This is a genomic window from uncultured Pseudokineococcus sp., assembly GCF_947499845.1.
Classification (GTDB): domain Bacteria; phylum Actinomycetota; class Actinomycetes; order Actinomycetales; family Quadrisphaeraceae; genus Pseudokineococcus.
Genome location: NZ_CANMPM010000011.1, coordinates 63087 through 84046 on the forward strand (window position 1 = coordinate 63087; position 20960 = coordinate 84046).

At 76.8% G+C, this 20960-nt stretch carries 25 protein-coding genes; 13 read left to right on the top strand and 12 right to left on the bottom strand.

The genetic code is table 11. The features are described from left to right. Window position 1 precedes the first annotated feature (1 nt). The 5 genes from Q0789_RS11555 (at window position 2) to Q0789_RS11575 (ending at window position 3338) form a co-directional block, all read left to right on the top strand. On the top strand, window positions 2-181 hold the full coding sequence (locus Q0789_RS11555; RefSeq protein WP_171201624.1) for a DUF2273 domain-containing protein: 180 nt from the start codon (window positions 2-4) through the stop codon (window positions 179-181). Beyond that, a complete protein-coding gene (locus tag Q0789_RS11560; RefSeq protein ID WP_298805288.1) occupies window positions 174-602 on the top strand; it encodes an Asp23/Gls24 family envelope stress response protein in 429 nt (142 codons plus the stop codon). The genes Q0789_RS11555 and Q0789_RS11560 overlap by 8 nt, the downstream gene beginning before the upstream one ends. After that, window positions 599-1210, top strand: a complete 612-nt coding sequence (locus Q0789_RS11565) for a DUF6286 domain-containing protein (RefSeq protein ID WP_298805289.1) — start codon at window positions 599-601, stop codon at window positions 1208-1210. Before Q0789_RS11560 ends, Q0789_RS11565 begins: the two co-directional genes overlap by 4 nt. Then, window positions 1207-1794, top strand: a complete 588-nt coding sequence (locus Q0789_RS11570) for a hypothetical protein (RefSeq protein WP_298805291.1) — start codon at window positions 1207-1209, stop codon at window positions 1792-1794. The genes Q0789_RS11565 and Q0789_RS11570 overlap by 4 nt, the downstream gene beginning before the upstream one ends. Window positions 1795-1952: 158 nt before the next feature. Next, entirely contained in the window at window positions 1953-3338 is a 1386-nt protein-coding gene (locus Q0789_RS11575) for a GntP family permease (RefSeq protein ID WP_298805293.1), read from the top strand. 81 nt (window positions 3339-3419) lie between these two features. Here Q0789_RS11575 and Q0789_RS11580 read toward each other — a convergent pair whose 3' ends face one another. Beyond that, window positions 3420-3863 carry an OsmC family protein gene (locus Q0789_RS11580; RefSeq protein ID WP_298805295.1) on the bottom strand — a complete coding sequence of 148 codons (444 nt, stop codon included), beginning with the start codon at window positions 3861-3863 and terminating at the stop codon, window positions 3420-3422. A gap of 263 nt (window positions 3864-4126) precedes the next feature. On the opposite strand from Q0789_RS11580, the gene Q0789_RS11585 reads away from it, so the two are divergent. From Q0789_RS11585 to Q0789_RS11595, 3 genes are all read left to right on the top strand, one after another. Then, window positions 4127-5101, top strand: a complete 975-nt coding sequence (locus Q0789_RS11585) for an ABC transporter ATP-binding protein (RefSeq protein ID WP_298805296.1) — start codon at window positions 4127-4129, stop codon at window positions 5099-5101. Window positions 5102-5154: 53 nt separating this feature from the next. After that, window positions 5155-5946: an ABC transporter permease subunit gene (locus tag Q0789_RS11590; RefSeq protein WP_298805298.1), complete on the top strand. Its 792-nt coding sequence runs from the start codon at window positions 5155-5157 to the stop codon at window positions 5944-5946. Between the two features lie 230 nt (window positions 5947-6176). After that, window positions 6177-7076, top strand: coding sequence for an alpha/beta hydrolase (locus Q0789_RS11595; protein ID WP_298805301.1), 900 nt, complete (start codon window positions 6177-6179; stop codon window positions 7074-7076). Between the two features lie 165 nt (window positions 7077-7241). On the opposite strand, the gene Q0789_RS11600 is transcribed toward Q0789_RS11595, so the two are convergent. Next, complete coding sequence (locus Q0789_RS11600) at window positions 7242-8108, bottom strand: TrmH family RNA methyltransferase (RefSeq protein WP_298805303.1); 867 nt, start codon at window positions 8106-8108, stop codon at window positions 7242-7244. 125 nt (window positions 8109-8233) lie between these two features. On the opposite strand from Q0789_RS11600, the gene Q0789_RS11605 reads away from it, so the two are divergent. Continuing rightward, a complete protein-coding gene (locus tag Q0789_RS11605; protein ID WP_298805305.1) occupies window positions 8234-9091 on the top strand; it encodes an alpha/beta hydrolase in 858 nt (285 codons plus the stop codon). Between the two features lie 113 nt (window positions 9092-9204). Here the strand turns inward: Q0789_RS11605 and Q0789_RS11610 are convergent, their stop codons facing one another. After that, entirely contained in the window at window positions 9205-11010 is a 1806-nt protein-coding gene (locus tag Q0789_RS11610; protein WP_298805307.1) for an immune inhibitor A domain-containing protein, read from the bottom strand. 237 nt (window positions 11011-11247) lie between these two features. On the opposite strand from Q0789_RS11610, the gene Q0789_RS11615 reads away from it, so the two are divergent. Further along, a complete protein-coding gene (locus Q0789_RS11615) occupies window positions 11248-12243 on the top strand; it encodes a mechanosensitive ion channel domain-containing protein (protein ID WP_298805309.1) in 996 nt (331 codons plus the stop codon). 76 nt (window positions 12244-12319) lie between these two features. Here the strand turns inward: Q0789_RS11615 and Q0789_RS11620 are convergent, their stop codons facing one another. The 6 genes from Q0789_RS11620 to Q0789_RS11645 all read right to left on the bottom strand — a co-directional run bounded on the left by Q0789_RS11620 (window position 12320) and on the right by Q0789_RS11645 (window position 17152). Continuing rightward, window positions 12320-12697, bottom strand: a complete 378-nt coding sequence (locus Q0789_RS11620) for a cupin domain-containing protein (RefSeq protein WP_298805311.1) — start codon at window positions 12695-12697, stop codon at window positions 12320-12322. After that, a complete protein-coding gene (locus tag Q0789_RS11625; protein ID WP_298805313.1) occupies window positions 12694-13944 on the bottom strand; it encodes an MFS transporter in 1251 nt (416 codons plus the stop codon). The genes Q0789_RS11620 and Q0789_RS11625 overlap by 4 nt, the downstream gene beginning before the upstream one ends. Window positions 13945-14011: 67 nt before the next feature. Further along, window positions 14012-15130: a sulfate/molybdate ABC transporter ATP-binding protein gene (locus Q0789_RS11630; RefSeq protein WP_298805315.1), complete on the bottom strand. Its 1119-nt coding sequence runs from the start codon at window positions 15128-15130 to the stop codon at window positions 14012-14014. After that, a complete protein-coding gene (locus Q0789_RS11635) occupies window positions 15127-15942 on the bottom strand; it encodes an ABC transporter permease (RefSeq protein WP_298805317.1) in 816 nt (271 codons plus the stop codon). The genes Q0789_RS11630 and Q0789_RS11635 overlap by 4 nt, the downstream gene beginning before the upstream one ends. Continuing rightward, on the bottom strand, window positions 15939-16748 hold the full coding sequence (gene modA, locus Q0789_RS11640; protein WP_298805319.1) for a molybdate ABC transporter substrate-binding protein: 810 nt from the start codon (window positions 16746-16748) through the stop codon (window positions 15939-15941). The genes Q0789_RS11635 and modA overlap by 4 nt, the downstream gene beginning before the upstream one ends. Beyond that, entirely contained in the window at window positions 16745-17152 is a 408-nt protein-coding gene (locus Q0789_RS11645; RefSeq protein WP_298805321.1) for a molybdopterin-binding protein, read from the bottom strand. The genes modA and Q0789_RS11645 overlap by 4 nt, the downstream gene beginning before the upstream one ends. Window positions 17153-17224: 72 nt before the next feature. Between Q0789_RS11645 and Q0789_RS11650 the strand changes: the two genes are divergently transcribed. Beyond that, window positions 17225-17446 carry a hypothetical protein gene (locus tag Q0789_RS11650; protein WP_298805324.1) on the top strand — a complete coding sequence of 74 codons (222 nt, stop codon included), beginning with the start codon at window positions 17225-17227 and terminating at the stop codon, window positions 17444-17446. Window positions 17447-17449: 3 nt separating this feature from the next. After that, entirely contained in the window at window positions 17450-17836 is a 387-nt protein-coding gene (locus Q0789_RS11655; protein ID WP_298805326.1) for a type II toxin-antitoxin system VapC family toxin, read from the top strand. Window positions 17837-17859: 23 nt separating this feature from the next. Here Q0789_RS11655 and Q0789_RS11660 read toward each other — a convergent pair whose 3' ends face one another. From Q0789_RS11660 to Q0789_RS11670, 3 genes are all read right to left on the bottom strand, one after another. Next, a complete protein-coding gene (locus tag Q0789_RS11660) occupies window positions 17860-18837 on the bottom strand; it encodes a pirin family protein (protein WP_298805328.1) in 978 nt (325 codons plus the stop codon). Window positions 18838-19181: 344 nt separating this feature from the next. Further along, a complete protein-coding gene (locus Q0789_RS11665; protein ID WP_298805330.1) occupies window positions 19182-19769 on the bottom strand; it encodes a DoxX family membrane protein in 588 nt (195 codons plus the stop codon). 240 nt (window positions 19770-20009) lie between these two features. Continuing rightward, window positions 20010-20297 (bottom strand): Dabb family protein, encoded by a 288-nt coding sequence (locus Q0789_RS11670; RefSeq protein WP_298805332.1) that lies wholly within the window; start codon window positions 20295-20297, stop codon window positions 20010-20012. 115 nt (window positions 20298-20412) lie between these two features. Between Q0789_RS11670 and Q0789_RS11675 the strand changes: the two genes are divergently transcribed. Next, window positions 20413-20934 carry a DUF427 domain-containing protein gene (locus tag Q0789_RS11675; RefSeq protein WP_298805334.1) on the top strand — a complete coding sequence of 174 codons (522 nt, stop codon included), beginning with the start codon at window positions 20413-20415 and terminating at the stop codon, window positions 20932-20934. Window positions 20935-20960 lie beyond the last annotated feature (26 nt).

Genomic DNA, 20960 nt, shown 5'->3' on the forward strand with positions numbered 1-20960 from the left:
CATGTCCCCCGCCGTGACGGGCCTGCTCGTCGGCCTGCTCCTCGCCCTGGTCGCCGCCCTCGGCGGCTTCGGCTACTTCCTCCTGGCCGTCGTGCTGGGCGCCGTCGGCTGGGTCGTCGGCGCGGCCGTCGACGGCAAGCTCGACCTGGCCGCCGTGGTGCGCGGCCGCGGTCGTGGCTGAGGCCCCGGCAGCCGCGGGAGCCTCCACCGGCGAGCCGTCGTCCGCGACCGGCTCCGACGACGGGGCCGACCGCGGCCACCTCGTCGTGGCCGACCGGGTCCTCCAGCGCATCGCCGTCGTCGCGGCGCGCGAGGTCGACGGCGTCGCGCCCGACGACGGCGGCTCCGGCCCCCTCGGTCGGCTCTTCAGCTCGGGCTACCCCGCGGTGGAGGTCGACCAGGCCGGCTCGCGCGTCCGGGTCCAGGTCGACGTGGCCGCTCTGTGGCCGCGCCCGGCCGCCCAGGTCGCCGGCGGCGTCCGTGACGCCGTGGCGCGCCGGCTCGGCGAGCTCACGGGCGTGCGCGTCGACGCCGTCACCGTCACCGTCCGCGACGTCGTCCGCCGGCATCCCCGGCAGCAGCAGGAGGCGAGGGTCCGATGAGCGGCACGACGCAGCAGACGCGCCCCCAGCAGCCCCGTCAGCAGTCCCCCCAGCAGCAGGGCGGCGGCGGGCGCGAGCCGATGCGCGCCGCGCCCGAGCGGACCGGGTCGGGGGCGGTGCCGGTCGTCGGCGTCCTCCTCGCCCTGTGCCTGCTCGCCCTCGCGGTCGCCCTGGTGCAGCACGCGCTCGTGGCGCTGGGCGTGATCGGCGGGCCGGCCTGGCCGCAGGTGCTCGTCGAGGGCGTCCGCGGCACGGCGCCCGCCACGTGGATGGTGCCGGTGGGTGTCGTCCTGGCCCTCGTGGGGCTGTGGCTCGCGCTCCGCGTCGCCCTCGGGCGCCGCACGCGCTCGGAGGTCCGCCTCCGCTCGCGCGCCGCGGTCTCGGTGGAGCCGCGCGACCTCGCGCGCCTCGCCTCCAGCGCGGCCCGCGACGTCGACGGCGTCCTCGGCGCCCGGTCGTCGGCCGACCGCCGCAAGGTCGTCGTCCGCGTGCAGACGACAGGCGAGGCGTCGGTGCCCGGCGCCGTCCAGCAGGCGGTCGCCGAGCGGCTGCGGGCGGTCGAGCGCCAGCCGTCCGTCCGGGTCCGGGTCGAGGGGGGTGACCGGTGATCAAGCGCAGCGTCCTCGGCCTCGACCGCCTCGCCGCCTTCGTCGCGGGGCTCCTGCTCCTCGTCCTCGGCGTCGGCATGGTGCTCTGGTGGGGCGGCTGGCTCTCCTCGCTGTGGCCGCGCGCCCCCCAGGAGCTCACGCTCCAGACGGCCACGGACGCCTTCGAGGCGTCGTGGTGGTCCGGTGCCGCCCTCGGCGCGGGCGTCGTCCTGGGGCTCCTCGCCCTGTGGTGGCTCCTCGCGCACCGCACGCACCGCGGCGTGGGGCCCGTCCGCCTCGAGGGGTCCGGCTCCTCCGGCGAGCTGCTCCTCGACGGGTCGGCGGCGGCGTCCGCCGCCTCGGGCGCCCTCGAGGACGTCCCGGGGGTCCGGGCGGCCCGCGGCAAGCTCGTCCGCGACCGCGGGAAGCTGGTCGTCGAGCTGTCCGCCGTGGTCGAGCCCACCGCCGACCTCGAGCGGGTGGTCGAGGGCTCGGAGGCGGCTCTCGCGGACCTCGGCGCCGTGCTCGGGCGGCCCGACGTGCTCGCCCGGGTGCGCCTCGACGTCGCCCGCGACGCGCGCGGCAGCGAGCCGCGCGTCCACTAGCGCACCGCTCGTCCCGCCCCTCGGCCCGCCGGCGCCCCGTGCGCCAGCGGGCCGAGGGGCGTCCGGGTGTGGTGGGGTGGCGCCCGCCGGTGCGACCGCACCGGCAGCGCCGACGTCGGCGCGGGCGCGCCCGCTCCGGCAGTGGAAGGGGGACGCTCGTGGAGACCATCGACGACTGGACTCAGACGTTGACGGCGGGCCCGCTGCTCGCCATCGCGGCGGCGGCGATCGCCGTCCTGCTCGTCCTCATCATCGTGTTCCGGGTCCACGCCTTCCTGGCGCTGATCCTCGTCAGCCTGGTGACGGCGTTCGCCACCGGCATCCCGCCGCAGTTCCTCATCTCGTCCCTGACGGCGGCGTTCGGCTCCACGCTCGCGAGCGTGGCCCTCCTCGTCGGGCTCGGGGCGATGCTCGGGCGCCTCGTCGAGGTGAGCGGCGGCGCCCAGTCGCTGGCCGACAGCCTCATCGGCCGCTTCGGCGAGCAGCGCGCACCGCTGGCGCTCGGCATCACCTCGCTCGTCTTCGGCTTCCCGATCTTCTTCGACGCCGGGCTCGTCGTGCTGCTGCCCATCGTCTTCACGGTGGCGCGCCGCCTCGGCGGCGGTGTGCTGCGCTACGCGCTCCCGGCGGCGGGCGCCTTCTCGGCCATGCACGTCCTCGTGCCGCCGCACCCCGGCCCCGTGGCCGCCACCGCGCTCATCGAGGCCAACGTCGGGCTCGTGCTCCTCATCGGGCTCGTCGTCGCCATCCCGACGTGGTTCCTGTCGAGCTACGTCTTCGGCCTGTGGGTCGGCAAGCGCTTCGTCCTGCCGGTGCCGAGCATCCTCGGCGAGGCGAGCGACGAGGCGGAGGCGAACCCCCCGTCGCCCGGCACAGTCGTCGGGCTCCTGCTGCTGCCGCTCGTGCTCATCTTCCTCGAGACGGGCCTCAACACCCTGGCCACCTCGGGCGTCGTCGACGGCGGCGCCACCTGGGTCGCGGTGCTGCGCGTCTTCGGCTCCACGCCCGTGGCGCTGCTCCTCACCGTCCTGCTCGCGAGCCTCGTCCTCGGCACGCGCCGCGGTCGCGCGAAGGAGGACGTCGAGAGCCTGCTCAACTCCGCCCTCGGCCCGGTCTGCGCGATCATCCTCATCACCGGCGCCGGCGGGATGTTCGGCGGCGTGCTGCGCACGTCCGGCATCGGCGGCGCCCTGTCGGACACCCTCTCCGACGTCGGCCTGCCCGTCGTCGTGGCGGCGTTCGTCATCGCGACGCTGCTGCGCGTCGCCCAGGGCTCGGCCACCGTCGCGCTGACGACGGCCGCGGCCCTGGTGCAGCCGGCCGTCGCCGCCGGCGACTACAGCGCCGTGCAGCTCGTCGGCGTCGTCATCGCCCTCGCGGCCGGCTCGGTCGTCCTCAGCCACGTCAACGACTCGGGGTTCTGGCTCGTGGGCCGCTTCCTCGAGATGGACGTCAAGACGACGCTGAAGACGTGGACGGTGCTCGAGACGCTGCTCGGCCTCGTCGCCTTCGCGCTCGCGGCGGTCGTCTTCGTCATCGGCTAGCGCTACCGCCGGTCCCACGCGGGACGACGACGGCCCCGACCCCTCTGCAGGGGTCGGGGCCGTCGTCGTGGCGCCGGGGGCTCAGGACTCGAGCGCGGCGTCCAGGGTGATCTCCACGCCGGTGAGCGCCTTGCTGACGGGGCAGCCGGCCTTCGCCTTCTGCGCCGCGTTCTCGAAGCCCGTGGCGTCGAGGCCGTCGACCTCGCCGCGGACCGTGAGGACGATGCCGGTGAGCCGGAAGCCGCCCGCGGTCTCGTCCGGGCCGAGCGAGACGTCGGCCTTGACCTCGAGGCTCTGCGGGGTGCCGCCGGCCTCGGCGATGAAGGCGGACAGCTGCATCGCGTAGCAGGCCGAGTGGGCCGCGGCGATGAGCTCCTCGGGGCTCGTCGTGCCGCCGGCGTCGTCCGCCGCGCGCTTGGGGAACGAGACGTCGTACGTGCCGACCTTCGAGCTGGAGAGCTCGACCTGGCCGGAGCCGTCCTGCAGGCCGCCGTTCCAGGCGGTGCGAGCGGTGCGCGTGGGCATGGGACCTCCGAGGGGGCGGGCGCCGGATGCTCCGGCGCCGGTCGCGGTGACGTTCACGGGCGGCAACACCCTCGTCGTCCCCGGCGCTTCCCGCGCGCCGGAGGTCCACCCGGTCGGGGGCGTCGGTCGGTCCGCCCGAGCCCCCGGCCCTCGGACCCCCGGGTCGCGCCGCCCTGGTCGCGCGGGTGTCGGTGCGGCACCATGCGGAGCCCGCGCTGGCGCGTCGAGAGCGCCGGCGCGCTGGACCTCCCGGAGGTGGCGCCGTGGTCCGCGATCCCGCTGCCGACCCCGCGGTCGACCTGCGGGGGGTGACGAAGGACTACGGCGGCGTCGGTGTCTTCGACCTCGACCTGCGCGTCGAGCGGGGCGAGGTCGTCGGCTTCCTCGGGCCGAACGGCGCGGGCAAGAGCACGACGATCCGCGTCGTCCTCGACCTCGTGCGGCCCGAGGCGGGGACCGTGCGGGTGCTGGGCCTCGACCCCCGGGCGGCCGGCCCGCAGGTGCGGGCGCGCCTCGGCTTCCTGCCCTCCGACCTCGCGGTGTGGGGGCGCGCGACGGCGCGGCAGGCGCTCGACCACCTCGCCCGCCTGCGCGGCGGCGTCGACCCGGCGTGGACCGGCGAGCTGTGCCGCCGGCTCGACGTCGACCTCGACCGTCCGCTCCGGACTCTGTCCACGGGCAACCGGCAGAAGGTCGGTCTCGTGCAGGCCCTGGCCCACCGTCCCGACCTCGTCGTCCTCGACGAGCCGACGATGGGCCTCGATCCGCTCGTCCAGCAGGAGGTGCAGCGCCTGCTGCGCGAGACCGCCGACGAGGGGCGCACGGTCCTGCTCTCGAGCCACACGCTCTCGGAGGTCGAGAGGGTCGCCGACCGCGTCGCGGTCCTGCGCCGGGGGCGGCTCGTGGCCGTCGAGCGGGTGGCGGCTCTCAAGCAGGTCGCGGTGCGGCGGGTCCGCGCCGAGCTGGATCGCGAGCCCGACGCGGGGGCCTTCCGGCGCCTCCAGGGGGTGCGCGACGTCGTCGTCGACGGTCGCCGCCTCGAGGCCGTGGTGGAGGGGCACGTCGACGCGCTGGTCAAGGAGCTCGCCCGCTCGACGGTGGTGTCCCTCGATGTCGAGGAGGCCGACCTGGAGGAGGTGTTCCTCGCGATGTACGCGGGCGACGGGAGGGCAGCGGCGGGGTGCGGGGGCGGCGACGGGGCTGCCGCGCCCGGGCACCGGGCGGGGGCCGCGCGGTGAGCGGGCCGGCGCGCACGACGGCGCCGCCCGCCTGTGCTCCGCGGCCCGGCGCTGTGGTCCGTGAGCTCGCGCGGTGGGACGTGCGGCAGCGGTGGCGCTCGGCCGCGGGGACGGGAGCGGCGCTCGGCGTCGTCGGCGTCATGGTCGTCGCGCTCTACCCGTCGGTGGGCCGGTCGCTGGGCGACCTGGCCGACCAGCTGCCCGCCGCCGTCGCCAACCTCCTCGGCGGCGCGAGCACGAGCACGCTCGCCGGGTGGGTCGAGTTCGAGTACGTGAGCATCCTCGGGCCCTTCGCGCTGCTCCTCCTCGGCGGCGTGCTCGGTGCCGGATGGCTGGCGGGCGCCGAGGAGGAGCGGACGACGGCGCTCGTCCTCGCCACCCCGGCGACGCGGCGCGGCGTCGTCCTCGCCGCCCTGGTGGCGGGCGTCCCGCTCCTCGTCCTGGCCGCCGCCCTGTCCGCCGTCGGACTGCTCGTCGGGGACGCGCTCGTCGCCGAGGGGGACCTCTCGCTCGGCGGGGTGGTGGCCGTCCACCTCCAGCTCGTGGGCCTCGGCGTCCTCGGGCTGGCGCTGGCCCTCGCCGTGGGCGCGCTGGGCGGGCGCCGTGCCCTGGCGCTCGGGCTGGTGGGCGCCGTCGGCGTCGTCTCCTTCCTCGTCGACGGCTTCGCACCCACGGTCGACGGCCTGGCGTGGGCGGAGCGGCTGTCGGCCTTCTCCTGGGCCGTCGGGTCGAGCCCGCTGACCGGAGGGCTCGACGGTGCCGGCCTCGCCGTGCTGCTCGGCGCCGCCGCCGCCCTCGTCGTCGTGGCCGTGGTCGCGCACGAGCGACGCGACCTGCACGCCTGAGCGGCTCGCGGCGGGCTGCCCGCTGCAGCGCTCAGGTCAGGCGCGGGCGGTCCCTGTCCGTCCGCCCGCTGCAGGGGTGCTGGACGACCCGACCGCCGGGTCTGGCCGGCGAGGTGCCGGTGCAGCCGCCTGCGGGGGAGGATCAGCCCGCGCCCGGAGCCGCCCCGGGCGGTCCCCCTCGTCGTCGCGCGCCGCGTCGTCGCCCGTCCCGTCGACCCCCGGAGCCGTCCGTGCACCTGCCCGAGCCCGTGGTGCCCGAGTCGCTGGTGCCCGCCGTCCTGCGCCTCCTCCGCGCCGCGGCGCCCTACGCGAGCGCCGAGGCCGCGCGGGCGGAGGTGCGCGCCCTCGACGTGAGGCCGCACGCCTACGGGCCGCCGCGGCGGCTGCGTCGCGGCGTCACGGTCACGGCGTCGCGCGTCGCCGGCGTCCCCGTCCACACCGTGGCGCCCGCGGACGGGCCGCCCCGCGTGCGCGTGCTCTACGCGCACGGCGGCGGGTGGGTGCACGAGATCAGCCGGTGGCACTGGGCCCTCGTCGCCCAGCTGGCGGCCGAGGCCCGCGCGGCCGTCACCGTCCCGGTCTACCGGCTGCTGCCCCACGGCAGCGCGCGGGAGGCCGTCGACCTCGCCGCGGGGCTGGTCGAGCGCCTGTCCGCCGCGGGGGACGAGGTCGTCCTGGCCGGCGACTCCGCGGGCGGCCAGATCGCCTTGTCGACGGCCCTGCACCTGCGCGACCGGGGGGGCCGGGGCCTGCGGACGGTGCTCGTCTCCCCGGCGCTCGACCTCACCGTCGCGAACCCGCGGATCCCCGACGTCGCGCCCTCCGACCCCTGGCTCGGCGTGGACGGCGTGCGCTGGCTGGCCCAGGCCTGGGCGGGCGACCTGCGGCTGCGCGACCCGCGCGTCAGCCCGCTGGAGGGCGACATGGCCGGGCTCGGGCCGATGCTCCTGCTCACGGGGACACGCGACATCCTCAACCCCGACGCCCACCTGCTGGCGGAGAGGGCCCGCGCGGCGGGCGTCGACGTCACCCTCCTCGAGCACGAGGGCGGGCTGCACGTGTACCCCCTCCTGCCGACCCGCAGCGGCGCGCAGGCCCGCCGCCGGATCGTCGAGGCGCTGCGCGGCTGAGACGTCGACCGGGCGTCACCCGGCGGCGACATCGAGGCTGCAGCCACCACGGACGCCTGGTCTGGCTGCAGCCTCGATGTCGCGGGTCGTCGAGATTGAGGCTGTGGTCACGACCCGGGCCTCCGGGTGACCACAGGCTCCATCTCGCCGGGTGCGGGGCGGTTCTCAGCGCCGCCGCGGGAACCCGCGCTGGCGCGCCACCTCGTACAGCGCGACGCCCGCGGACGCGGCGGCGTTGAGCGAGGACGCCGCGCCGCCGATGGGGATGGCCGCGACGTGGTCGCAGGCCCGGCGCCACGCGGCGCTCATCCCCGTGGCCTCGGTGCCGACGACGAGGACGACGGGGCCGGTGAGGTCGAGCGCGTCGAGGTCGGCGCCGCGGTCGTCGTCGGGCGCGGCCTCGTCGGTGCCGACGACGCGGAGGGGGACGCCGCGCTCGCGGTGGCGCGCCACCCACGCCAGCACGTCCGCGGGGGCGGGTGCCGCGACGACGGGCAGCGCCAGCGCTGACCCCGTCGACGCCCGCAGCGCCCGGGAGTCCGTGGGGTCCGCGGCCCGCCCGCAGACGACGACGCCGTCCGCCCCGAGCGCGTCCGCCGAGCGCACGGCCGAGCCGAGGTTGCCGGGGCTCGCCGGCCGGTCGAGCACGAGGACGAGCGCGTCGGGGCCCACCGGGATGCGGTCGAGGTCGTCGGGCGCCGTGCGCGCCACGAGGACGAGCTCGACGCCGTCCTCGCCCTCCTCGGCGTCCTTCTCCGCGAGGACGGCGAGCAGCTCCGGCGCCATGCGCGCCCGGACGGCGCCGGGGTCGGCGCGGTCCCAGACGTCCTGCGCCCAGGGGGACAGCCGCCGGTCCAGCGGCGCGAGGACGGCGGCCAGCGGCCACTCCCGCTCCACGGCGACGGTGATGGGCCGCACGCCCTGGACGAGCATCTCCCCGGCGCGGTGGCGCTTCGAGCGGTTGCCGCGCAGCGCCTCCCACTGCTGGAAGCGGGCGTTGCGGGTCGTGATGCGCAGGACGTCGGCGGGCACGGGAGGAGGGTCCCAGACGCCGCCGCCCGCGTCGTCGCCCGAGGTGGGGACCGCTGGGCGTGCGACCCCGGCCGCGCGGTGCTGGGGTCGGGGCACCCGACCCGCGCGCACGGAAAGGACCCGCCATGCCGAAGCTGCTCGTCGCCCGCGACGACCGCACCGACGTCGAGATCTCCTACGAGGACCAGGGCACCGGCCGGCCGGTGGTGCTCGTGCACGGCTGGCCGCTGTCGGGCCGCTCGTGGGAGGCGCAGGTGCCCGCGCTCGTCGGCGCCGGCCACCGCGTCGTCACCTACGACCGCCGGGGCTTCGGCGACTCCTCCCGCCCGTGGCACGGGTACGACTACGACACCCTCGCCGCCGACCTCCACGCGCTGCTCGAGCACCTCGACCTGCGCGACGCCGCCCTCGTCGGCTTCTCCATGGGCGGCGGCGAGGTCGTGCGCTACCTCGCCCGGTACGGCACCGAGCGCGTCTCGCGAGCGGTGCTCGCCGCCGCCGTGCCGCCCTACCTGCTCCGGACGGACGACAACCCGGACGGCGGGCTCGACGAGGCGACGATCGCCCAGTTCGAGGAGGGCGTCGCCACCGACCGCCCGGCCTTCCTCGAGACCTTCGTCGAGAGCTTCTTCACGGCGGGCGACGAGGTGGTCGTCAGCGACGCGCAGCGCCGCTTCGCCTGGACGCTGGCGCAGGCGGCCTCGCCGCGGGCCACGCACGAGTGCATCGCCGCCTTCGGCCGCACCGACTTCCGCGACGACGTCCGCGCGCTCGACCTGCCGCTGCTCGTCGTCCATGGCGACAGCGACGCCGTCGTGCCCTTCGAGGTGAGCGGCGGTCGCACCGCCGAGATGGTCGAGGGTGCGCAGCTGGTCGTGATCGAGGGCGGACCGCACGGGATCAACGCCTCGCACCCGCAGGAGTTCAACCGCGCGCTGCTCGACTTCCTCGGCGGGGAGACGACGGCGGCGCGCGCCAGCTGACCGGGACGACGGCCCGCAGGACGCGGGGAGTGCCCCCGCCCCGACCGGTGCGGTCGGGGCGGGGGCCCTCGTCGTCGTGGTGCTGGTGGTGCTCGCCCCCGCGGGGCGTCGGGTCAGCGGACCTGGACGGTCATCATCCCGTTGCGGTTGGCCTGGACGACGCGGATCTGCGTGCCCGTGCCGGCCACCTTGACGCTGTTCTGCGGGGCGGCCGGGTCGTAGTAGGCCATCGGGTCCGAGTCGTCGAAGACGGCGACCGCCGGCCGCGACGGGACGTCGAGCGTCGTCATGCCCGCCGCGGTCTCGCGGTGGAGGCTGATCGGGTCCGTCGCCTCGGTGCCGAAGGTGGCGTCGAAGGACTGGATCCGGTTGCGGGCCACCGTGCCGTCGGACCACCGCAGGGCGGCGGGCCGGGCGTCGACGGGCAGGGCCAGGCCCTCGCCCGGGTGCTGCCGGGTCGCGTTGTTGCGCTGCGCGGTGTTCCAGTACGTCACGGACAGGCCGTTCTGGTACGGGAAGTGCTCGACGCGGTCGGGGTAGGTGAGGGGCCAGCCGAAGTTGTACGGGCCGGTCGCCAGGGTGCGGTCGTAGCCGACGTACTGGCGGTTCTCCGCGAGGTAGTAGCGGGCGTTGCCGGCGGCGTCAGGGCCGAGGTCGACGACGAGCGCCTGCGCCTTCTTGGTCGCGTGCTCCGCGACGCCGAGCTGGTGCGTCGACTTCTCACCGGCACGGGCGACCTCGTAGTCGAGCCACCCGAGCTGCAGCTTCTCCCAGGCGCCCATGTGGTTCGGGACGGTGCCGATGGCCTCGGCGCCGTCACCCATCCACGAGCCGGAGCTCATGAGGGTCCAGAAGCCCGTCCCGTTCTCGCCGCCGCTAGTGTCGTAGAGGTCGGGCAGGCCGAGGTCGTGGGCGTACTCGTGAGCGAAGACGCCGAGGCCGCCGTTCTCCGGCTCCGTGGTGTAGTCGCGGATCCAGAAGCTCGACTCGCCGACCTGGACGCCGCCGAACTTGTTGAACTCGGGGCCGTCGGTGCCGTAGCCGCGCTGGCCGACCGACCAGCGGTGCGCCCAGATCATCCACTCGGGAGCGCCGGCGGACTCGTCCTCGCCGGCGCGGACCGCCTGGAAGTGGTCGATGTAGCCGTCGGGCTCGTCGAAGACGCCGTCGCCGTCGTAGTCGTAGCGGTCCCACTGGTCGAACGTCGCGAGGTACTCGTCGACCTCGGCCGGGGTCTTCCCCGTGGCGAGCTGGTCGGCGTACCAGGCGTCCGCGCTGTCCTGGATGAAGCGCGTCATGTCCGTCTGGCTCTCGGTCATGCCGTAGCTCGCGGAGCTGTAGGGCACCGTGACCCAGTCGCTGACGTCGCCCTCGACCGTGTAGCGGCCGCTGGAGAGCTCCTCGTAGACGCCCTTGAACGAGTCGCCGCCGTCGCCGCGCGCGTCGAAGAACATGTCCATGAAGTGGTCGCGGCCGAGGTCCGGCTCCCAGTACGTCGAGTTGTCGACGCTGCGGTCGGGCTCGGGGATCTCCCCGGCCTTCGGCCCGGACGCCGGGGCGTCGGGGAAGCGCGGGTCGGCCTGGTCGCCGAACTCGACGAGGAAGGTGAGCAGCTGGTCGGTGTCCTGCACGCCGTACTGCACCCACTGGCCGGGGGCGACGCGGACGGACTTCCCGCCGCCGCGCTGCTGCGGCGTCGCCTCGCCGGAGAGGACCATCGAGACGGCCTCCTGCTGCAGGGCGCGCTGCTCGGCGACGACGGGGTCGGGCCGGTCGTCGACGCGCTCGGCGCCCTGCGGGGCGGGCGCGGCGGCGGGGGCGCCCGAGGCGGGGGCCGCGACGGCGGTGGACGAGACGGTGGTCGCGAGCAGGGCGGCTGCTGCCGCCCCGCCGACGACCGCGAGGGTGCTTCGACGCACGGATGTCCTCCGGTGGTGGGGTCCTTGGACGGGTCGTCCTGCGGCGGGGTGCTGCGGGTGGGCAGCGAAGATCCGTCCGTTTGGGGATGCTTCGTCCCCGCCGACGCGCTACCCGACCACACGATCGACGGTGTGTCGAGACCCCCCTCGGAGATCGGCTGCCGCCGGGGGTCGGGCCGGCCCGCCGTACGCTCGGCCCGTGGACCACCACCGTCGGCGCCCGCGCGGGAGCCACCGGTGAGCCTGCTCGCGACCGTCCCCGACGTCGTCGGCACCGAGTCCGGCGCCGTCCAGGTCCTCGGCGTGACGCTCATCGGCGTCAGCACGACGACAGCGGTGAAGCTGCTCTTCACGGGCCTCCTGCTCGCCGCTGTCCTGCTGCTGCGGGCGGGCGCGCTCGTCGTCGTGCGCCGCGCGCTGGGCGGTGACGTCGCCGACCAGCGGCGCTTCTGGGCCCGCCAGGGCCTGCAGGTGGTCGCGGCCGTCGTCCTCGCGCTGGGCGTCCTGTCGATCTGGATCACCCCGGAGACCGACGTCTCGACGGGCATCGGTCTCGTCACGGCCGGTCTGGCCTTCGCCCTCCAGCAGGTGGTCCTGTCCCTGGCGGCGTACGTCGTCATCCTCCGCGGCGACACCTTCGGCGTCGGCGACCGCATCGAGATGGGAGGCGTGCGCGGCGACGTCGTCCGCCTCGGCTTCCTCCGGACGACGATCATGGAGATGGGCCGCCCGCCCTCGGTCGCGTCGTCCGACAGCGCCTCGTGGGTGCACGCCCGGCAGTACACGGGCCGCCTCGTGACGGTCGGCAACGGCGTGATCTTCTCCGAGCCCGTCGCCAACTACACGCGCGACTTCCCCTACCTGTGGGAGGAGATCGCGCTGCCGGTCCCGTACGACGCCGACCGGCACCGGGCCGAGGAGGTGCTGCTGGACGCGGCGCGGGCGCACGCCGTCGTCGACGATCCGGGCGCCGAGGCCGCGCTGGCCCGGATGCGCTCCCGGTACGCGATGGCCGACGCCTCCCTCGACCCCGCGGTGTTCTGGCGCATGACGGACGGCTGGCTCGAGATGTCCGTGCGCTTCCTCGTGCCGCACCGCGGCGTGCGCGCCGTCAAGGACGCCATGGCCCGCGACGTCCTCGCCGGGCTGGACGCCGCGGGCATCCCGATCGCGTCGACGAGCGTCGACGTCGTCGACGTGCTGCGGCGGGAGGAGCGGCGCTCGGGCGGCTGACGCGGGCGCGACCTGTTCGTCGGAGGTGACCGTGCACGGTCACGTCCGACGAGCAGGTCGTCAGCAGGCGCGGTCGTCACGCGCTCTCCTCGGGCAGCTCGCGCAGCGGGGACGTGAGCGGGCCGCCGGCGTCCCCGGTGTTGACCGTCCCGGCCCGCTCGAGGAGCACGGCGTGCACCTCCTCCTCGGCGCGCGGGCGGTGCTCGACGCCGCGCGGGACGACGAAGACGTCCTGCGGCCCGAGGACGACGTCGCGGTCGCGCAGCTCGATCGTCAGCCGCCCGCTGAGCACGAGGAAGAGCTCGTCGGTCTCGGGGTGCGTGTGCCAGACGAACTCGCCCTGCAGCTTCACGACCTTGACGTCGTGGTCGTTGACGGTCGCGAGCCGGTGCGGCGCCCAGTGCTCGGTGATCGCCGCGAGGGCGTCCGTGGTGCTGCGCACGTCGTCGCTCACGGCTCGAGGCTCGCAGCCCTCCGGCCGGTCGGCGAGGCGGGCCGCGTCCGACGCCCGCGGCCGAGGGCGAGGGTCAGGGCGAGCGCACCGACGGCCAGGGCCGCGCTCGTCGTCGTCAGCAGCGCCTCGCCCCGGGCCAGCAGCAGCCCGCCCGTCCACGCGCCGACGGCGATGCCCGCGTTGAAGGTCGCGTTGACGACGGCGGGGGCGGCGTCGGGCACAGCGGTCGCCCGCAGCGCCGAGAGCTGCAGGAGCGAGGGCAGCGCGCCGAAGGTGGCACCCCAGGCGACGACGACGAGCGACGTCGCGACGGGGGAGCCCGACGCGGGCGCGAGGGCCAGCAGGCACGCCGCGACGAGCCCCACGGCCAGGCGCAGGGCGGCGACCGGGTGGCGGTCGCCCGTGGCGCCGGCGGCGACGAGCCCGACGACGCTGGCCGCGCCGTACCCCAGCAGCACGAGGCTGACGAGCGCCGTCGGGACGCCGGCCTGCAGCACCAGCGGCGTGACGTAGGTGTACGTCCCGTAGTGGCCGACCATGAGCACCACCGTCACCCCGGCGACGAGCAGCAGGGCCGGCCGGCGCAGCTCCCCCAGCACCGACGGGCGGGGCGGGGCGGAGGTCGCCGCCGACGCACGGCGAGGGGCGTCCGCCGGGAGGACGAGGGCCGCCGCGACGGCGAGCCCGGCCAGGACGAGGGCCACGCCGGCGAAGGCCCACCGCCACCCGAGGGCCGTCCCGACGGCCGTCCCCAGCGGAACCCCGAGCGTGAGGGCCAGCGCGACGCCGCTGTTGACCAGCGCGACGGCCCGGCCGACCCGCCGGGGCGGCGACACGGCGACCGCCACGGCGACGACGACGGAGAAGACGGCGGCGTGCGCCAGCCCGCAGAGCAGCCGGGCGGCCAGCGCCCACCGGTGGTCGTCGGTGAGGGCGACGGCGAGCGTGCCGACGGCGTAGAGCAGCGCGAGCCCGACGAGCACCCGCCGCTGCGACCAGCGCGCGACGAGCGCCGTCACCGGCAGCGCCCCGACCGCCACGACGACGGCGTAGGCCGAGACCCACGTGCCGATCGCCGCCTCGTCGACGCCGAAGTCCCGGGCCAGCTGGGGCAGGAGCCCGACCGGCAGCACCTCCGTGGTGACGGCCGCGAAGACCACGGCCGCGAGCAGCAGGAGGGTGCCGAGCGGGAGGCGGGCCGCTGTGCCGACGGGCGCGCCCGTGGTGGGCGGGCCGGGCAGCGTCACCGCGGCACCGTGCTCAGCCGCCGAGCGGTGTCCGGAGGACCTGGTCGACGGAGGTGGTCGTGCACGGTCACGAGCGTCGACCAGGTCCTCCGAGGCGGCCCTCGGGCGAGCCCGCCCGGACGGTCGCTGCTGCCCTGGGGCCGAGCCCCAGGCGGTCGCCGGGCGCGAGCGTCGCGGCACGGCCGGCGGGGAGCGCGACGACGGGGCCCGGCCACCCGTCGTCGGCGTCCGCCCCGCGCACGAGGACCACACCGCCCCGGGGCTCGAGCCCGACCACCGTCAGCAGGACGTGCGCGGAACCGTCGTCCGCCGCGGGCACGAGGTCGTGCGGCGCCAGGTGCACGAGCGCGGCGTCGCCGGGCCGGCAGCCGTCGGCGAGGCGGCCGGGGACGAGGCGGCCGTCGTCGGTGCGCAGCCCGCCGGCCTCGGCGGTGCCGCGCAGGACGGTCAGCCCGGACAGGCGTGCGGCGAAGGCGCTGCGCGGGGTGGCGAGGACGTCGGCGGCGGGCCCGGTCTCGACGACGCGGCCGTGCTCGAGGACGACGGCGCGGTCGGCGAGGGCGAGGACGTCGAGCGGGTCGTGCGTGACGAGCAGGGCGGAACGGCCCTCCGCGCGCAGGACCTCGCGCAGCAGCTGGCGCAGCGCGGGGGCCGCAGCGACGTCGAGGGCCGCGAGCGGCTCGTCGAGGAGGAGCAGCCGCGGCTCGGCGGCGAGCGCCCGCGCGAGGGCCACCCGCTGGGCCTGGCCCCCGGACAGCTGCGCGGGGCGGCGGTCGGCGAGCTCGCCGGCGCCGACCCGGTCGAGCCAGCGCCTCGCGGTCGCCCGCGCGTCGGCCCGGCCCGCGCCGCGGGCCCGCGGCGCGAAGGCGGCGTTCTCCAGGGCGGTGAGGTGGCCGAAGAGGAGCGGGTCCTGCGCGAGCAGCGCCGTGCGGCGCCGGTGCGGCGGCACCCACGTGCGCGCCCCGCCGGCGTCGCCAACGTCGACGAGCACTTCGTCGTCGAGCACGACGCGCCCCCGGTCGGGGCGCAGCAGCCCGGCCACGAGGCCGAGCGCCGTCGACTTCCCCGCGCCGTTCGGGCCGAGGAGGGCGACGACCTCGCCGGGCGCGACGGTGAGCTCGACCTCGAGGGCGCGCGCGTCGACGCCGGCGTGCAGGTCGAGACCGGCGGCCCTGCACGCACTCACAGGGCCGGCCGCCCGCGCACGGCCACGACGACCACCGCGGCGACGACGACGAGGAGCAGCGCGAGGGCGACGGCGGCGTCCGGGTCCGTCTCGCGCTGCAGGTAGACCTCGAGGGGGAGCGTCCGCGTCGTCCCCTGCAGGCTCCCGGCGAAGGTGAGCGTCGCGCCGAACTCCCCGAGCGCCCGGGCGAAGGACAGCACCGCCCCCGAGGCGAGGCCGGGCAGGACGACGGGCAGGGTCACGCGCCGCAGCACCGTCCAGGGGCCGGCGCCGAGGACGGCGGCGACCTCCTCGTGGCGTCGGCCCGCCGTCCGCAGCGCCCCCTCGAGGCTGACGACGAGGAAGGGCAGCGCGACGAAGGTCTGGGCGAGCACGACCGCCGCCGTCGTGAAGGCGATCGAGACGCCGAGCGCCTCGAGCTGCCCGCCGAGCAGGCCGCGCCGGCCGAAGGCGTAGAGCAGCGCGAGCCCGCCGACGACGGGCGGCAGCACGAGCGGCAGCAGGACGAGCGAGCGCAGCACCCGCAGCCCGGGCAGCGACGTGCGCGCGAGGACGAGCGCCATCGGCACCCCGAGCAGCACGCACAGCGCCGTCGCCGCGGCCGACGTGCGCAGGCTGAGGGCCAGCGCCGCGCGGGAGGCCTCGCTCGTCAGCAGCGCCGGGAGGTCGGCCCAGTCGACCTGCAGCACGAGCGCCGCGAGCGGCAGGAGCACGAGCAGGGCGCCCACCGCGGCGGGCGCGAGGACCCACCGCGGCAGCTCGGCGCCGGCGCTCGCGGGACGTCGCGCCGCCCTGCGCGGGACCGGGCTCACGACCCGCCGGGCGGGCCGAAGCCGGCTTGCGCCAGCACCTCTCGCCCCTCGGGCCCGGTGAGGAGGTCGACGAACGCCCGTGCGGCCGCGGGCTCGGCCGCGTCCGCGAGCACCGCGACGGGGTAGGAGTTCACCGCGCCGTCCGCCTCGGGCACCTCGACGGTGCGGACGGCGTCGCCCGCCCGCCGCGCGTCGGTGGCGTAGACGACGCCGGCGTCCGCCTGCCCGCTCGTCACCGCGCCGAGGACGTCGGTGACGTAGCCGGCCTCGCTGACCGGCTGCAGGGTCGTGCCCGTCAGCTGCTCGAGCCGCTCCGTCGCCGCGCCGCACGGCACCTGCGGGGCGCAGACGACGACGGCCAGGCCGGGGCGGGCGAGGTCGGCGAAGGAGGCGACGCCGTCCGGGTCGTCGGGCGGCGTGACGACCACCAGCGAGTTCGTCGCGAACGGCACCGGGTCCGCGGCGAGCCCGGCGTCGACGACCCGCTGCATCGTGCGCTCGTCGGCCGTCGCGAGGACGTCCGCGGGTGCGCCCTGCTCGACCTGCGCGGCGAGGTCGGAGGAGCCGGCGAAGGACGTCCGCACCGTGAGGCCGGGGTTCTCCTGCTCCATCGTCGTGGCGAGCTCGCCGACGGCCTCGATGAGCGAGGCCGCGGCGAAGACGGTGAGCGTGCCCTCGAGGGCGTCGGCGGCGGTGACGGGCGCTGCTGCCCCCGCCGTCGCGGTGCCGGGCGGGGCGTCGCCGTCGCTCCCGCACGCGGCGAGGAGCAGGCCCGCGACGGCGAGGAGGGCGAGGGCGCGCCTCACGACGCGCTCCGCGGCGTCTCGACGACGACCGTCGTCGCCTTGACGACGGCGACGGCGACCGTCCCCGGCTCGAGCGCCAGCTCGCGGGCGGCGTCGGCGCTCATGAGCGAGACGACGGCGTGCGGGCCGCACTGCACCTCGACCTGCGCCATGACGCCGTCGACGACGACGCGGGTCACGAGCCCGACGAAGCGGTTGCGCGCCGAGCGCGCGACGCCGGTCGGGTCGCTCGCCGGGGCGCCGGCGTGCTCGCGGGCGTGCGCGGCGAGGGCGGCGCCGTCGACGACGAGACGGCCGGCGTCGTCCTTGGTCGCGTCGAGCGCACCCGTGTCGACCCAGCGGCGCACGGTGTCGTCGCTGACGCCCAGCAGGTCGGCGGCGTCGCGGATCCGGAAGTGCGGCACGAAAGCCAGCCTAGAGCCGCGTGTGCGGCTCTGTATCCGCCCGCTATCCCAACGCTGCTAGCGTTCTGCGACATGACGACCCTGTACCTGCGGAACGTCCCCGACGAGGTCGTCGACCGCCTCCGTCGCCTCGCGGAGCGGGAGGCCACGTCGGTCAACGCCGTTGCGCTGCGCGAGCTCGCGAGCTCCACGCGTCGCGTCGACAACCCCGCGCTGCTGCACGACCTCCCGGACCTCGGCGTCCGGCCGTCCGACTCGGTCGACGCCCTGGACGCGGCGCGCGAGGGACGCTGACCGGTGGCCGTCGTGCTCGACGCCTCGGCGGCCGTGCACGGGCTCCTCGGTGACGGGGACGCCCGTGCGCTCATGGCGACGGAGGTCCTCCACGTGCCCCACCTGGCGGACAGCGAGGTGGCGAGCGTCCTGCGCCGGCACGTCTCGGCCGGGCGCCTCGCCGTCGACGACGGCCGGCGCGCCCTGGTCACGTGGGGTCGCCTCGGGGTGACGCGGCACCCCGCGGTGGGGTTGCTCGACCGCGTGTGGGAGCTGCGCGGGAACGTCACCGCCTACGACGCCACGTACGTCGCGCTGGCGGAGGAGCTGGGGGGCGCCCTGGTCACGGGAGACGCCCGCCTCGGCCGGGCCCCCGGCCTCCGGTGCGACGTGCTCGTCGTCCCGGGCTGACCGACCGGGCGCCTCGCGGTCCGTCAGTCCCTCCGCCGCCGCGGCACCAGCCGCACGCCCGGCAGCGGCGGGGCGGGGATGCGCGCGTCGCCGTGGCCCGCGACGACGCCGAAGCGGGCGCTGCGCTCCTCCCACTCCTCGCGGGCGGCCACGACCTCCTCGTGCGTGCGGGCGACGAGGTTCCACCACATGAGCAGGTCCTCGCGGAACGGCTCGCCGCCGAGCAGGAGCACGCGCAGGTCGCCGCGGGCCTCGAGCGCCAGCTCGGTGCGGCCGGTGCCGAGGTGCAGCAGTCCGGGCCGGGCGCCGTCCGGCAGCAGGGGCGCGCCGTCGACGTCGAGGTCGCTGGGGTCGCCCGTCAGGAGCAGGAGGGCGTGCTCGTCGCGCGGGTCGAGCGGCAGCTCGGTGGTGCCCGGGCGCAGCGCGACGTCGGCCGCGAGCGCGCGGGTGTGGACGAGCGCCGGGGACTCCGCGTCGCCGAGCCGCCCGACCATGACGGTGCTCGCCGACGACGGCCCCTCGAGAACGGGCAGGCGGCGGTGCTGCTCGAAGCGCGGGGCCTGGTGGCGCACCTCGTCCGGCAGGGCGATCCACAGCTGGACGCCGGAGAGCTCGGCGCCGTCGTCGGCGATCTCCGAGTGCGAGACGCCGTGCCCGGCGGTCATGAGGTCGAGCTCGCCGGGGCGCACGACGACGTCGCTGCCGGTGCTGTCGCGGTGGCGGATCGGGCCGGACAGCGGCCACGTGACGGTCTGCAGACCGGTGTGAGGGTGGGGGAGGACGCGCATGGGCGCCGTCGAGGGGCCGTACCGGTCGACGAAGCACCACGCGCCGACGGTCGGGACGTCGCGCTGGGGGAGGGTCCGCTCGACCTCCGTGCCCCGGACGCCGCCCAGCGGCACCTTCCGGGCGGTGAGGAGCTCGCGCCGCGGGCCCCCGGCCGCGCCCATCGGCTCGGCGGGCACCGCGTGCTCGGTGGGGCGGGTGTCGAGGTCGCTCACGACGTCCTCCTGCGGGGGGTGGCCTGGCGTCCATGGTGGACGACGCCCGCCCCCTCGCGCCGGTGAAGGAGACGTCATCTTCGCGTCGGGAGGGGCCTCGAGGGTGAAGGAGGCGTCACCTTCGCGTCGGGAGGGGCCTGGGACGTGAAGCAGGCGTCACCTTCCGTCGGGAGGGGCCTGGGACGTGAAGGAGGCGTCACCTTCGCGTCGGGAGGGGCCTGGGACGTGAAGGAGGCGCCACCTTCACCTCGAGAGGGGTCCTGGACGTGAAGGAGGCGTCACCTTCGCCCCGCGAGGGCGCCCCTCCCGCCGGTGCCGGCGGGAGGGGCGACGTCGTCAGGCGCTCAGGCGCCGGTGGACTCCGCCTGCTCGGCGGCGGCGACCTGCTCGGCGTCGCTCGTCTGCTGCTGCGCGGCGGCCGCGGCGACGGCCTTGCGGCGCTGGGTGATGACGTGGGCGGCGGCCAGGCCGAAGAGCGGCAGCGTGACGGCGGCCATCCACGGCTTGTCGAGCTTGTGACCGAGGGCGTGGTCGAGGGAGTACCGGCCCGGGCCGGCGACGGCGAGCGCCGAGCCGACCGTCGCGAGGACGGCGTTGTACTCGAAGCCGCCGTCGGTCACCCAGAAGCCGGCGGGGCCGTGCACGGTGCCGGCCGTCGTCATGGTGGCGGCGGCCGCGGCGCCGGCCACCGGCGTCGCAAGGCCCAGCGCGAGAGCCGCGCCGCCGCCCGCCTCGCCGAGGCCCGCCATGAGGGCGCTGCGCTTGCCGGGGGTGAAGCCCATGGACTCCATGGCGCCGCCGGTGGCCTCGAGGCCGTAACCGCCGAACCAGCCGAAGAGCTTCTGGGCGCCGTGGGCGAAGAGGGTGCCGCCCACACCGGCGCGCAGCGCCAGGAGGCCGAGGTCGGTGCGCTTGCTGCGGTGGTGCGTCATGGGAGCTCCTCGCCGACGCGGCGACGTGCGCCGGTCGACCGTTCGTGGCCGCCGGTGGGCGGTCCGTGGTCGGTGGCGGCGACGTCGGTGGCGCCGGTGGTGACGGTACGTCGATCTAGTTGAGCGCACAAGCAGAGCCGTCACGCGTGAGGCGGGCGGGCGTCTCTGACGGTCGCTCCGGACGGCACCGGAGCGTCGCTCCCCCGGGCGGAGCGCCGCTCCGCACGGGGTGGCGGAGGATCAGCAGCGCACCTGCACCCGCGCGATCTCCGCGCACAACGGGGCGAACAAATCGCGCCGCACCCGGTTGTGCTCCTCGTCCTCGTCGTAGGCCCGGTAGGCCTGCTCGTCGACGAAGTCCGACGTGATGGCGAAGTCCCACGACTGCTCGCGCAGGCCCGCGTCCAGCCCGACGACGACCGAGACCAGACCGGGCGGCTCGAGCGCCACCACCGCCTCGAGCCCCGGTCCCAGCGCCGAGGGCTCGACTCCGTCGTGCAGACGGCCCACCACCACGTTGCGGATCACGGCACGACGCTCGCACGCCCGAGCGGGCCGCGCCCGCCCGCCGTGCCGCGCCGCCGTCGCCGCCGCCTTCCCGCCCGCCCGCGCCGGTCCGGCGACGTCGGCGCAGACTCGCCCGGTGAGCCCCGCCCGCCGTCCTCAGCCCGTCCCGCCCGGCCCCGGCCAGGAGTCCGTCTGGGACTACCCGCGCCCGCCCGCCCTCGTCCGCAGCGAGCGCCTCGTCGAGGTGCGCCTGTCCGACGACGGCCCCCTGCTCGCGACCACTCGCCGCGCCTGGCGCGTGCTCGAGACGAGCCACCCGCCGACCTGGTACGTGCCGCGCGAGGACGTCGCCGACGGCGTCCTCGCCCTCTCGGACGCCCCGGCGACGACGTGCGAGTGGAAGGGGCGGGCGACGTACTGGGACGTCGCCGAGCCCGGCGGCCGCGGGGAGCCGCGCCGCGCGGCCGCCTGGAGCTACGAGGACCCGACGACGCGCTTCCGCGACCTCGCGGGCGCCATCGCCTTCACGCCGTCGCAGGTCGTCGCGACGGTCGACGGCGAGCGCGTGCGCCCGCAGGAGGGCGGCTTCTACGGCGGCTGGGTGACGGACGACGTCGTCGGGCCCTTCAAGGGCGGCCCCGGCACCTGGGGCTGGTGACCCCGGGCGGCCGCACCCGGGGCTGG

Bases quoted from the DNA above. Each gene is read 5' to 3' on its own strand.
- Q0789_RS11555 (WP_171201624.1), top strand. From the start codon at position 2: ATGTCCCCCGCCGTGACGGGCCTGCTCGTCGGCCTGCTCCTCGCCCTG.
- Q0789_RS11565 (WP_298805289.1), top strand. From the start codon at position 599: ATGAGCGGCACGACGCAGCAGACGCGCCCCCAGCAGCCCCGTCAGCAG.
- Q0789_RS11580 (WP_298805295.1), bottom strand. From the start codon at position 3,863: ATGCCCACGCGCACCGCTCGCACCGCCTGGAACGGCGGCCTGCAGGAC.
- Q0789_RS11605 (WP_298805305.1), top strand. From the start codon at position 8,234: ATGCCGAAGCTGCTCGTCGCCCGCGACGACCGCACCGACGTCGAGATC.
- Q0789_RS11650 (WP_298805324.1), top strand. From the start codon at position 17,225: ATGACGACCCTGTACCTGCGGAACGTCCCCGACGAGGTCGTCGACCGC.
- Q0789_RS11665 (WP_298805330.1), bottom strand. From the start codon at position 19,769: ATGACGCACCACCGCAGCAAGCGCACCGACCTCGGCCTCCTGGCGCTG.